The organism is Candidatus Azobacteroides pseudotrichonymphae genomovar. CFP2 (assembly GCF_000010645.1).
Classification (GTDB): domain Bacteria; phylum Bacteroidota; class Bacteroidia; order Bacteroidales; family Azobacteroidaceae; genus Azobacteroides; species Azobacteroides pseudotrichonymphae.
The window spans coordinates 717,627-731,195 of record NC_011565.1; the positions used below are offsets into that span (position 1 = coordinate 717,627).

Annotated in this window: 7 protein-coding genes and 1 tRNA gene; 3 read left to right on the forward strand and 5 right to left on the reverse strand. The window is 32.1% G+C overall.

Annotated elements, in window-relative coordinates; translation table 11 throughout:
* Positions 1–10: 10 nt before the first annotated feature.
* The 4 genes from prfA to glmS form a co-directional block, all read right to left on the reverse strand.
* Complete coding sequence (gene prfA, locus CFPG_RS02905) at positions 11–1,096, reverse strand: peptide chain release factor 1 (RefSeq protein WP_265348059.1); 1,086 nt, start codon at positions 1,094–1,096, stop codon at positions 11–13.
* 22 nt (positions 1,097–1,118) lie between these two features.
* The gene (locus CFPG_RS02910; protein WP_012573526.1) at positions 1,119–2,255 is read right to left on the reverse strand and encodes a glycosyltransferase; all 1,137 of its coding nucleotides are present in this window, start codon (positions 2,253–2,255) and stop codon (positions 1,119–1,121) included.
* A gap of 930 nt (positions 2,256–3,185) precedes the next feature.
* Positions 3,186–3,830: a GNAT family N-acetyltransferase gene (locus CFPG_RS05170; RefSeq protein ID WP_012573527.1), complete on the reverse strand. Its 645-nt coding sequence runs from the start codon at positions 3,828–3,830 to the stop codon at positions 3,186–3,188.
* Between the two features lie 4 nt (positions 3,831–3,834).
* Positions 3,835–5,565, reverse strand: a complete 1,731-nt coding sequence (glmS, locus tag CFPG_RS02925; RefSeq protein WP_012573528.1) for a glutamine--fructose-6-phosphate transaminase (isomerizing) — start codon at positions 5,563–5,565, stop codon at positions 3,835–3,837.
* A gap of 283 nt (positions 5,566–5,848) precedes the next feature.
* On the opposite strand from glmS, the gene CFPG_RS02930 reads away from it, so the two are divergent.
* Both CFPG_RS02930 and CFPG_RS02935 read left to right on the forward strand, forming a co-directional pair.
* Positions 5,849–7,798 (forward strand): glycogen debranching enzyme N-terminal domain-containing protein, encoded by a 1,950-nt coding sequence (locus tag CFPG_RS02930; RefSeq protein WP_012573529.1) that lies wholly within the window; start codon positions 5,849–5,851, stop codon positions 7,796–7,798.
* Positions 7,799–7,823: 25 nt separating this feature from the next.
* Positions 7,824–9,080, forward strand: coding sequence for a glycosyltransferase (locus CFPG_RS02935; protein WP_012573530.1), 1,257 nt, complete (start codon positions 7,824–7,826; stop codon positions 9,078–9,080).
* A gap of 2,311 nt (positions 9,081–11,391) precedes the next feature.
* On the opposite strand, the gene CFPG_RS02940 is transcribed toward CFPG_RS02935, so the two are convergent.
* Positions 11,392–11,473: transfer RNA gene (locus CFPG_RS02940), tRNA-Leu, on the reverse strand.
* Positions 11,474–11,844: 371 nt separating this feature from the next.
* Here CFPG_RS02940 and CFPG_RS02945 point away from each other — a divergent pair.
* The gene (locus CFPG_RS02945; RefSeq protein WP_012573531.1) at positions 11,845–13,134 is read left to right on the forward strand and encodes a glycoside hydrolase family 57 protein; all 1,290 of its coding nucleotides are present in this window, start codon (positions 11,845–11,847) and stop codon (positions 13,132–13,134) included.
* Positions 13,135–13,569 lie beyond the last annotated feature (435 nt).

Consider the following 13,569-nt stretch of genomic DNA (forward strand, 5'->3'; position numbering starts at 1 on the left):
TTCTCTTTTGTCAAAGTTCACTATCTTTTAATTTTTCAGAATTTTCTGCTATAATTAATTGATTTATAAACTCCTGAATATTTCCTTCTAAAAATGTTAGTAAATTGTATGTTGTATAATTGATTCGATGGTCAGTTACTCGTCCTTGCGGGTAGTTGTAAGTGCGGATTTTCGCCGATCGATCCCCGGTAGAAACCATTGTTTTTCTTTTGAGGGCAGTCTCATCTATTTGTTTTTGATATTCAATATTATATATACGAGAACGAAGTTCTGTCATAGCTTTCTCTTTATTTTTAAGTTGTGATCTTTCATCTTGGCATTGGACAACAATACCTGTAGGAATATGTGTTAAACGAATGGCAGAATAGGTGGTATTTACCGATTGCCCCCCAGGACCAGAAGAGCAGAATGTATCCGTACGGATATCTGACTCTTTGATTTCTATATCTACATCTTTGGCTTCTGGGAATACGGCTACTGTAGCTGCAGAAGTATGTATCCTACCTTGAGTTTCAGTAATAGGAACACGTTGTACACGATGTACTCCAGATTCATATTTTAATGTACTGTACACATTTTCACCATTTACGGTAAAGATAATTTCCTTAAATCCACCGATAGTCCCTTCACTACTACTCGTTACTGCTATTTTCCATCCTTTGGATTCGCAATACTTAGAATACATCTTATAAAGATCACCGGCGAAAAGAGAGGCTTCATCTCCTCCTGTTCCACTTCGAATTTCTACAATGGCATTTTTCCCATCTTGTGGATCGATAGGAATCAAAAGTAACTTGATTTTTTTTTCTAACTGATTGAGAAGTGAGGTAGATTCCTCCAATTCTTCTTTAGCTATTTCGCGCAGTATTTTGTCTGATTCTTTTTCTAAAATAGTTTGAGCGTCTATTATATTAATCAATGTTTGTTTATATTGATCTCTGATGAGTGAAATCTTTTCGAGTTCGCGATATTCTTTGTTAAGTTTAACAAAACGTTTCATATCCGTAATGGAATCTGGATTACTAATTAACTTGCCGATTTCTTCAAAACGAATTATTAAAATATCCAATTTTTCTAATAAGGAGGTCATCTTTATATTTTTTAAAAAGGGAATATCGTCAGTGAGTTGTTGAGTTTTCGTGGGAAATATTTGTAGAAAGTTTAATTAAATTTTCTATAAATATTTCCCATGAAAGGTTTTTTTTCTCTTTTCGAATAGGAATAATAAATTTTTCTGTTCCAATAGCGTAAATTTTTTCTATTCCATGAGCTAGATCATTAGCTTGGGCCTGACAAATTATGCCTGTATCAGATTTCTCTATTATTTCTCTTAGATTCCCGACATCGGTTGCTACAATAGGTATTTCAAAATGGTAGGCAATCGAAATTACTCCGCTTTGCGTAACTGATTTGTAAGGTATTACCAATATATCGGTAGCTGAAAATAGTAATGAAACTTCTTTATCACCTATGTATTTATTTAAAACTTGAATTCTATTTCGTGCATTGGAGGCATTGATTTGCAATTGGTATTTTTCAAACGAACTATAAAATTCGCCTGCAATTATCAATTGATAAGATTCATCCAACAACGACAATGCATCTATCAATAAGTCTAATCCCTTGTAGTCACGGACTAATCCAAAAAAGAGCAAAGTTTTTTTATTTGGAAGAAGATTTAATGCTTTTCGAGCGATATTTTGTTTAATTTTTTCTCCGAAATGATTGTAAATAGGGTGGGGAGATAAACAGTAAGAAGCATGAGGTTTTAATGTTAACAAATCATTTTTTACAACTTCACTCATTATTATGAAGCCATCGCTTTGGTTAAATAGCCAGCGGGTAATAGATTTGTCAAAAAAGTTTGGTTCGTGTGAAATTGCATTGTGGAGTAGAAGAATAATTTTCGTTTTATTTCTTAAGTATCGGGCAATATATCCGTAAGAGAGTGCAAGGAATGATATCCAGTAAGTAATTACTAATATATCAGGATGAAATTTTTCAATATTTTGAGATGTTTTCTGATATGAAAGTGGATTAATACTGTCCAATAATCTTTTAGAAGAAATAAAAATAGCTTTGTCTTCGGTTTTTACATATTGTGTTTGACCCGGGAAAAATAGTTTTGGATATAAGCGAGAGAAAGAAAAAGCTTTTACATCATGTTCTTTTTCTAGTGCTTTGTAAAATAAAGCGCTAAATTGGGCAATACCCCCCCTATATGGATAAAATGGAGAAAGGATGGCAATTTTCATAAATTTTCATAAAAAAAAACTAAAGAATAATATACTACAATGGTTATAAATCGGATTAAGGAATGTTTTCGCAAAGGTAGAATGTAAAATCTGTCTTTTCAATATTAATATTATTTTGGAAAGTGGTAAACTTCTTTCTTTATCTTAGTAAGATAAAGGATACTATTGCGGTAATATCGAAATTAACGGTATCTTTTATGTGCCCCACAACATTGTAAATAAGATGAGACTACCGTTTCTACATCTACAGCGAACTCCCTCGTTCTTAGATTAACAGAATTAGAAATGAATGATACAATAAATAAATAAATAACAGAAATAAATAAATAAATAACAGACACAATGCAAATATCGAGAATATTTAAATTTGAGAATGGCACATATTCATCTTTTCTTTGCAGGGTCATCTACTTATAAGCCTTCCTTAAGGTTTTTTCAATTTTCAATCGTTTTTTTTTGTTATTTTGTGGCTAGAGAGTCTTTCTTCAAAAGAGGAAAATTTATTGAAAAAATCACGTCTTATGTCATGTATCTCATCTCCTTGAGATCTTATCTCTTGTCGCAATTCTTCTAATTTTTTAGAGGACTCCAACAGCTCCATAGCCATAATTACCAAAAAAATAAGAATTAAAACATTTATATATGATATAAACGACCGCCTATTGTATTCCATAATCAGAATAACTTTTGTATTAAGGGAGTGACCAATTCCGAGTTCTGAGTAAAGCCTTCAACTACTCATGTGAAGTGCGAAGATAATTATTTATTTCCAGTTTTCATAAACTTATTATCATGTTTGATAAATGATCTTTACGTATTGTTTAAGTATCTTTACACCAATAAAGGGGGGACAATTATTATAATATACGTAGCAATAGAATTTCCAGAAGTACCCTTTTTTAAGTATAAAAAGAATATAGAAGTAAAAAGCTAATATTTTTCTAGAATTGTATTAATCTTTAACAGTATTTTTTTGTGGAGTTTGTGGTCAAATTGTAGTGGGTCAATTTTTTTTACATTAAAATTTTTTAACTTGTAGAAATAAGCGGTATGGAAACGACCATTTTTATGGTCGTACAGTTTATTGCATAGCCGAACGGTTTCGAATACATGACCCGTTCTTAAGATTGTTTTTAAGGAACGTTCGTTTCCCGTATCGCACATTATTTCAATACGGTAGAAACCAACGCTAAAAAGATAGGACTCTAATGCTAATAGAGCTTCTGAAATGTAACCGTACCCGGCGTGGTCTTTGTCTAGAAGAAAACCAATTTCTGCAACTTCATTATGGCAATCGATGGCTGTTTTGATTTCTCCAATAAAAGCATTATTTTTTAGACGTATGGCATATCGTAGTTCTTTTGCTTTTTCCCAAACATCGGCTGAGCTTCGAATGTAACATTTAATATTGTTTTCGTTATCCCATTTGTAAATAGTTTCTCGCCACAAGCCGACATATTCTAAGTCTTTCCTATAAAATTTTAATAATTCTTTTATAGTTTTTTTATTATTAACATATTTTGATAGAAAAAGTCTGTCGCTTTCAATTTTCTCCTGTGGTTTTATATTGTTCATAAGTTTATTCTACTGTTACGCTTTTTGCTAAATTTTTTGGTTTATCTATGCTGCAACCTTTCAACTTAGCTATCTGAAAAGCTAACAATTGTAAAATCAAAATAATATTGAATGGTTGAATTATCATCGGCAATTTATTAACAATAATTTTATTGTTAAAGTCTAGTATATCTTCATTAGTAATAGCCAGTACATTTGCACCTCTTGAACTAACTTCTTTCATATTGCTAATGGTTTTTTCTCGGATATTATTATCTGTTACAATAGCAATTACCGGTGTATTCTTTTCAATTAGTGCAATTGTACCATGTTTAATTTCACCGGCAGCATATGCTTCGCAATGAATATATGAGATTTCTTTAATCTTTAAAGCTCCTTCCATTGCTATAGCATAATCGACACCTCTGCCTAGGAAATAGATATGTTCTGATTGGTAAAGTTGGTAAGCAAATTGAGTGATATCTTCCATTTTATTGTCAATGATATGAGATAGTTCTTTTGGTAGTCCTTCAAATAGAGCTTTATTGTTCTCGATAAGAAGAGCCATACTTAGCAATTGAGCTATGTAAGCTTTTGTTGTAGCAACCGATACTTCTTTTCCAGCTTTCGTATAAATAATGTTATCTGCTTCTCTTGCAATACTGCTATCAATAACATTGACAATGGCTAACGTTGGTATTTTCAATATCTTTGCTATCTTGATAGCAGCAAGTGAATCAGCTGTTTCTCCACTTTGAGAAATAATAATTGTTAAACTATTATCTTGTACAATTAACTTTTTATAACGGTATTCACTAGCTATTTCGACATTAGTCGAAATGTTAAGTAATTGTTCTATCCAATATTTAACTAATAACCCCACATGATAAGAACTACCACATGCAACAATATCAACATGATTATATCGTGTTAAGTCGAAATGATTTTTTGTAAAATTACATATTGTTTTTTCAATGATAGTTGGTTCTTCATAAATTTCTTTAAGCATATAATAATCGAAATTACCCTTATCTTCGATTTCATCAGTATTAATTATTGGTCTGCTTATACGATTTACCTGCTTTTTATGGTGAAAAATTGTTATGATTGGATCTATTTCAGCAATATCATTGTCTTCTAATAAAATATAAGAGTCAGTATGGGGAGCTAAGACAGATGTGTCTGAAGCGATAAATCCCTCGTTGTTGTTATGGTTGATAACAAGTGGACTATTTCTTTTCATAGCGTAGAGTTTTTTAATCCCTCTGACTATAATACCAAAAGCGAATGAACCGATAAGTACATTGGTAGCTTGATAGAGTGCTTCAACAATATCTTTTGTATCATTATAGAGACTGTCTATAAGAGCACACGATACTTCTGTATCGGTTGTAGAATTAAATTGGTATCCCTTATTTTGTAGATGTTTTTTTATCTCTAAATAATTTTCAATAACACCATTGTGCACCAAAGTAATAGACCCAACATTGTGTGGATGACAGTTATCAGTATTCACTTCTCCATGTGTTGCCCAGCGTGTATGTCCGAGTCCAAGATTGGATTTGATATGTTTATCTACTTTTCTAATTAAGTTGTCAATACTGCCAATGCTTTTGTCTATTTTTAGTTCATTACTGTTGGATAGGTAGGAAATGCCGGCTGAATCATATCCCCTATATTCTAATTTGATTAATCCGTCTAAAATGACTTTTACAGCATTTCCATTGGTCCCGTAATATCCAATAATACCACACATAGGTATTTTTCAATTTTGCAGATAATTTTGTATTAATGAATACAAAGGTAGCGGTTTGCTTAGCCTTAAGCAAATGGGAATAAATATGTTGTCGCTATATATAGTATATCAATAAGATTGTATGTGGTATGTTTTTTCTTAAAAAGTTTATAATACATACCTTCGTAATTCTAGTGGAGGACTGTTTCGAACGTAAAACGTAATGAGTATTGTCATTTTATTATAGATAATAGCTCCCCTCAGTGTAGTAAGTGCCACTTAAAATTGAAAAATTGTGTAAAATATGGGTTATCTTAAATTTGACAAGACATTGCTTATCAATTTGGAAGAATCATTGCAGAGAGAGATTCTTTGTACTAATCGGAAAGGAGCTTATCATTCTACTACTGTTATAGATTGTAATACCCGCAAATATCATGGGATGTTAATTTGTCCTGTTCCTAAGTTGGATTCAGAAAATCATGTCTTATTGTCTTCTTTGGATGTAACTGTCATCCAGCACAGAACAGAGTTTAACTTGGGTATTCATCAGTATGCAGGTAGATATTTTAATCCTAGTGGGCAAAAATATCTACGACAATTTGAGTTTGAAACTGTTCTTAAAACCACCTACCGTGTAGGAGGAGTTATTCTTATTAAAGAGAAAGTGTTTACAACTTTTGAAAATCGGATATTAATTAAATATACCTTATTGGATGCTCATTCTTCTACTGTATTACGCTTCAGACCTTTCCTTGCCTTTCGTAGTGTAAATGCACTAACCTATGCTAATCCGGTAGCCAAACGAGATTATACGGAAATAAATTTTGGTATCAAAACTTGTATGTATGATGATTATCCTGACCTATACATGCAGTTTAACAAAAAAGTGTGTTTTGTGTTTCAACCAAATTGGTATAAAAATATTGAATATTCAAAAGAATTGGAACTAGGATTAGCCTATAAAGAAGATTTGTATGTTCCTGGCTATTTTGAATTGAGTATTGAAAAAGGAGAATCCATATACTTCTCGGCAAGTGATACTTTTATTGACCCTGCTAATATAGTTGATGAATATAATAGGGGCTCGCAAGTCCATACGCCTCGTACGAGTTTTTACAATTGTTTAAAAAATTCGGCACAGCAATTTTACTATCATCCTACTGAAAGTGGTTTTTATCTTCTGGCAGGGTATCCTTGGTTTAAGGTAAGGGCAAGAGATTTGTTTATTTCTATGCCTGGATGTTCGTTAGCAGTAGATGATCCAGCAAGCTTTGAAAAATTGATGGATACGGCTATGATTGCTCTTCGTAGGTTTATGAGGAATGGGAATTGTGATAAGGTTATTCAAGAAATATATATGCCTGACGTATTGCTGTGGGCAATTTGGGCATTGCAGGAGTACGCTAAATATACTTCTTTGGCACAGTGCAGCGTTCGTTATGGTAAATTAATTCAAAATATTATTCAATATATAATGTCGAATAAACATCCGATTTTAATTTTGAAACCTAACGGACTTTTATATGCCAATGGAAAAACAAATGCCGTTACTTGGATGAATTCTACTTTCGAAGGAAAACCTATATTACCCCGCTCGGGTTATATTGTTGAATTTAATGCATTGTGGTTTAATGCATTGAAGTTTTCAGTAGAACTTTCTCGATTTACAAATGAAGGGAAAAGGGCAGCTATGCTTGAACAGAAAGCTAATCAAACTGAAAGTTCTTTTGTGTCCACTTTTGTAAATAAATATGGATATCTATACGATTATGTAGATGAAGAATATATTAATTGGAGTGTTCGTCCCAATATGTTGTTTGCTATTTCGTTAGATTATTCTCCGTTGAGTAGAACTCAAAAACGCTCTGTATTAAATATAGTTACTCGAGAATTACTGACTCCTAAGGGGATTCGTTCATTAAGTCCGCGAAGTGAAGGATATCGTCCTTATTGTACTGGGTATCAACATGAGCGGGATTTAGCTTATCATCAAGGGACTGTATGGCCATGGCTATTAGGTGTTTATTTAGAAGCATATTTGAAATTATATCAACGTAGAGGTGTATCTTTTATTGAAAGAATGTTGATTGGGTTGGATGAAGAGATGAATACTCACTGTATTAGTTCATTATCTGAATTGTTCGATGGGAACCCCCCTTTTCAAAGTCGTGGAGCAATTTCTTTTGCTATGAACGTAGCTTCTATTTTACATGTGTTAAAGCTTTTGGATAATTATAATAATGAAAAATAAATAATAAAGAGATGATGTTGTAGTGATGAAAGCGTTAATGTTTGGTTGGGAATTTCCTCCTCATATTTTAGGGGGACTTGGTACGGCAAGTTATGGACTAACTAAAGGGATGGCTTTGCAGCCCGATATGGAAATAACTTTTGTCATACCAAAGCCTTTGGGTGATGAAGATAAAAGTTTTTTGCAGTTGATAGGAGCGTGTAATACGCCTGTTGTGTGGAAAAATGTGCATCGGGACCATGTCCAAAATCGGATTGGTAACTGTATGGACATTCAATTGTATTACGATTTGAGAGATCACATCTATTCCGATTTTAGTTATTGTTATACTGATGATTTGGGTTGTATTGAATTTTCGGGAAGATATCCCGACAATTTATTGGAAGAGATAAATAATTATTCCATTGTTGCGGGAGTAATGGCTCGTACTATAAAATTTGATATTGTTCATTCACACGATTGGCTTACCTATCCTGCTGGTATTCATGCCAAGTTTATTACAAATAAACCTCTTGTTATCCATGTGCATGCAACTGATTTCGATAGAAGTCGCGGTAGTGTTAATCCTGTGGTTTATGGTATAGAAAAAGATGGAATGGATAATGCTGATCATATTATTACTGTGAGTAATTTAACTCGTGATATAGTAATAGAAAAATATCATCAAAACCCTAGTAAAGTAACTACTGTTCACAATGCTGTGGAGCCGATGAATGCTGAGGTGGCAGCAGTAAAATTTCAGAAAAATACAAAAACTAAAATTATTACTTTTTTAGGCCGCATTACTATGCAGAAAGGACCAGAATATTTTGTAGAAGCAGCAGCAAAAGTTTTAAGAAAAAAGTCAAATGTTCGTTTTGTTATGGCAGGCAATGGCGATATGATGGATCAAATGATCCGTTTGGTTGCTCAACGAAATATTTCTGATAGATTTCACTTTACTGGCTTTATGAAAGGAATAGAAGTATATAAAATGTTGAAATCCAGCGATGTATATGTTATGCCTTCTGTTTCTGAGCCTTTCGGTATTTCTCCTTTAGAGGCTATGCAGTGCGGTGTGCCAAGCATTATTTCCAAGCAGTCAGGCTGTGCTGAAATTTTAGAGAAAACTATTAAAATTGATTATTGGGATATAGAAGCTATAGCAGATGCTATGTATTCTATTACTACTTACCCTAGCATGGCAGAATATTTGCGAGTGGAGGGAAAAAATGAAGTGGACAGAATTACATGGGAAAAAGCAGCAGACAAAGTACGTAATATATATGATAAAATCGTATAGTTTTTTCTCTCAATATATTCCATTTAGAAGTCTTCAATTTTTTTCAGTCCCGTTTTAGAATAGGGTTACGTTTTTTAATGAAGTCCTGATTTGATCCAAACCAGTATCGTAGATTTTTATCTTGAATTTGTCTATGTATAAGTGACTGAGATAGGCAAATTAAAATTTATATTATTGTTTTACCTACCTTAGGGACCGTTTGTGTTTTGGGCGATATTTTTTCTGATCTATTTTTATATAAAAGCATCCTCTGCTTTTGCAGAAGTAAAAGTCGCTATATTATTATGGGTAATTTTCTACTATTTTACTTCGTTACTGTGTATTCACTGATAAATTCTGTGGGTAGTAAATATTTTGGTTTCATAAATTGGTTTCGATTCTTAAGCTATATAGCATTAAGAATGAATCTTACTATATGAACAATTACTGCCTGCTTGGAGTTTTTAGGTATAATAATGCCTCATTACTGACGTAGGAGTAGAAATCGACATGTCTGATTTTGATGTTTCAAATTATTTTTTACACGTATCAAAAAACTAAAAAATCTTTTACAATTCTGTCTTGTTTGTCTCTGATTTTATTTATTAATTTTTATTGTCGGAGACAAAGATAGTGAAGGAAATTTGGCTATTGCAGGAGGACGTTTATCTATTTTTTTAGAAAATTACTTCTAGTTTTAACAATCATCTGTTTTTGTTTTCAACTTTTTGTTAAAAATATCAAATATGGTTTTTTGATTCTCAATCTCATTGGGATTTGGAGAAATTCCAAATTAGAAATCCAATTATAAATGAGCGATGAAATATGTTATTATGGAATTGAATTTTTGATCGTTGTTGGCATTGATATAATTTATTTTTATGAAAATAAATTATAGATAAGCTTCCTTACTTGATAATTCGAATTTGATTCCGTATAAAAATTATGAGAATAATTTATGAGAGCTTACCATCCTCCGAGTTTTTTGTATATACATTTTCTTATTTGCTTGAGTATCATTGACTTTTCTTTATTATTGTTTTTCTTTATACTGTTTGGCAACAGTTTCAAAGGGTGGATTAATTAGGATAATCCATTTAATATTCAGATTTATTGGATTTTTTGCAATTTTTTTAGGTGGTTTTCATATCGATTTAATCTGAAACTTGGGAAAGATAGTATTCCTGTTTTATCTGTTAAAACATTTGGTATATCATCCAAGTAACCGTCTTGAAAAGACATTGGTATCATTGGAAAGTAGTTATGAAAGATATTTCATAACTACTTTGGCAAAAGAAAAATGGGTGTAAAAAACTTTCCGTGAGAACGTAAACAGTCTCATTTGTCTGTCAGGAAGTCAATTTTTGCAAAAATTGCTTTAACTGTATTTCTTTATTATCTACTTCATTAGTATAAAATCTAAAAATGGCTATAATCTTTGGCAAAAGATTTTTTTTTAGTTTGCCATCATTCCCTATACAACGAAAAACAATTTTATTTATTTATTGCTCAATAAAAATCGTTATTACATATTTGAATGTTGCTTATAGAGTAATGACTAGTTTTGAAACTATTGCGAATATAATTCGCCAAAGATTTCGTTTCAATATTTAAGAATTTCTTCAAATTCAAAGGAATCTCTTCCGCAGTTATTTTTTGTCGCAAATCTCAAGTGATAGTTAATTTTTAGACATTTTTGGAGCTGACTCACTAAATATGGGAAATTCAATTGCATTTAAAATTGGGTATATATGTAAATTTTGTAGTATATCGATTACTGGCAATTTCATCTACCGAAATTTTATCTAGTATACTAGAAGTGCTGAATCCAAATCGTATTCGTTGTCTATATGAAATTTTTCTATTGAGAAGTGTTTCCGTTAATATTGTTCTTCATTGTTTTTCGTTGCTGTCAGTCAAATGAAGTATTAGGTAGAATAGGTTTGCTTACATGATTTACAAAATTTTAATTTGTGGATACAACACAGTATCTGAGCGAAAGTTTTAGATCTTGTCTCCGGATTTTTTAAATTCTTGTTATACCTGAGCTTAAATAACACTTATATCATATCCTATTTTGAAGCGTTTAGCAGCATACACAAATGATATATAAATGCTTTTTATTTCTTCTTCAGTTTTACTTTGCTTAAGTTTGCTTGGGAATTTGGCAAATGTATAGCTGTTACTTTTTGATATAAAAGTGATCCACTGAAAATCAGTTGATCACGTATTTGACTTAAAATTACAAATTCATGTACAAATGTCGCAATAAATAAGAGATAAAATGGGAAAGGCCCTTGCAAAATGCAAGGGCTATGTTAAAATTTTTTTGTGCGGCTGAAGGGAATCGAACCCCCATGCCTTTCGGCACCAGATCCTAAGTCTGGCGCGGCTACCAATTACGCCACAGCCGCCACAATGACAGTTGCGAAGGTATAACTTTTTCTTTATATTGGGAAAAAAAGTTGTACCTTCCCACTGGCTTGTATGTCAAGCCAACTTTTTATCTTCGCAACTTTTTAGTTGCCGTTTTTAATCATTTGTATGATTTTTTTGTATAAAACCCTCTAAGATTTACTGAATGACATTCAATAAGACCTTTCTAATATTTTGATTTTGATAAGTAGAACTATATTAAGAATAGCAAAATTATACTTGATATGGTGTTAGTATGGTGGAAAGCTTTTATTCTCCCGTAATATGTAATAGGCAGAGGCAAATGAAGATTCTAGTTTATTTGTAATAACAATAGAATTTGTACAGTTGTTAACTATAATTATCAATTATGAAGGCAATTTGTTTTTGTTTTCAGGTCCATCAACCCCTTCGTTTCAAACGATATCGTTTTTTCGATATTGGCTCTGAGCATTATTATTATGATGATTTTGCTAATGAGGACTTTATCCGTGGAGTGGCAGAGCGTACTTATTTCCCGGCAAATAATCTGTTGTTGGATATGATTGAAAAATATAACGGAAGATTTAAGGTTACTTTTTCTATTTCTGGTACTGTTCTGGAACAATTGGAAATCTATGTGCCGGAAGTACTTGAACAATTTAGAGAATTGGCAAAAACTGGTTGTGTGGAATTTTTGTCTGAAACATACGGTCATTCGTTGGCTTCTCTTACTAACCCTAAAGAATTTGTGAAACAAGTAAAAGCCCATTCGGAAAAAATACAGCTCCTCTTTGGGCAAATCCCTAAAATATTTCGAAACTCTGAATTGATTTATTCTGATGATATTGCTTTACAGGTGGCAAATATGGATTTTAAAGCTATCTTGGTAGAAGGGGCTAAGCATGTTTTGGGATGGAAAAGTCCTAATTACTTGTATTCGTCTGCTTCTGTCCCTACGTTAAAACTATTAACGCGAAATATGAAATTCAGTGATGATATTTCCTTTCGTTTTTCTGACCATAACTGGAGTGAGTATCCGTTGATTGGCGATAAATTTGTAAAATGGATTGCTGATACTCCTAATTCTGACCAGTTAGTAAATATTTTTACTACATACGATATATTAGGTGGATTACAAGCTGTATCAACAGGAATTTTTGATTTTTTTAAGTCAATTCCTCGTTTTGCTTTAATGCAAGATATTGGTTTTTTAACTCCTTTGGAGGTTATTGATATGTTGGACCCTGTTGGTGAATTGATTGTTCCTTATCCATGTTCATGGGCAGGAGAAGAGAAAGATACTAGTGATTGGATGGGTAATCTTCTTCAAAAAGAAGCAATAAGTAAATTGTATAGTCTTGCTGAAAAGGTTCATTTGATAAGTGATCGCAGAATTTTGCAGGATTGGAACTATTTGCAAGCTACTGACCATTTTCATTATATGAGTACGAGATATTTTGCTGAGCGAAGCGTTTTTAGCCCTTATGAAAATGCTTATGATGCTTTTAATAATTATATGAATATATTGAGTGATTTTACTGATAGAGTTAATGGACAATTTCCTGAAGGAGTTGAAGATGAGGAGCTTAACGCCCTGCAGAAGACTATTTTAAATCAAGATGAAGAAATTAAACGTTTAGAGCAAGAATTGAAAAAAGTAAAAAGCAGGTTGCTATAAGAAAGAGGGAAAAAGTCTGGGTAGTCAATGAAAATATCAATTAATTATATGACTTGTATAAAATAGTCTTATAGTCTTATTACTTGTTCGAGGATCGAGGATAAGAGTTGTGTTGTATCTATATACAATAGAAAATGGGTTCATCATCTCGAGATGGTTTGTCCTTTGATTGCCAATATTTGTGATGAATAAATAGTAAGTAGAGAGGATTGAATATTTAGAATTTTATTGTTTTACTATTGTTTTATCTAAGGATAAAAACAAAACAGTTTATTTTTATCAGTTCAGCTTTTGTTTATTAAAAAAACTTTTTATTTACAAGTTACCCGATGAAAGGTATGTAGAAGAATGTTACATAGCAGGTTTTGAAAAGGATATTGCAGGGCAGATTGTAGTTATTATTTATTCAATATAGAAAAAACAAATTAAGACTAT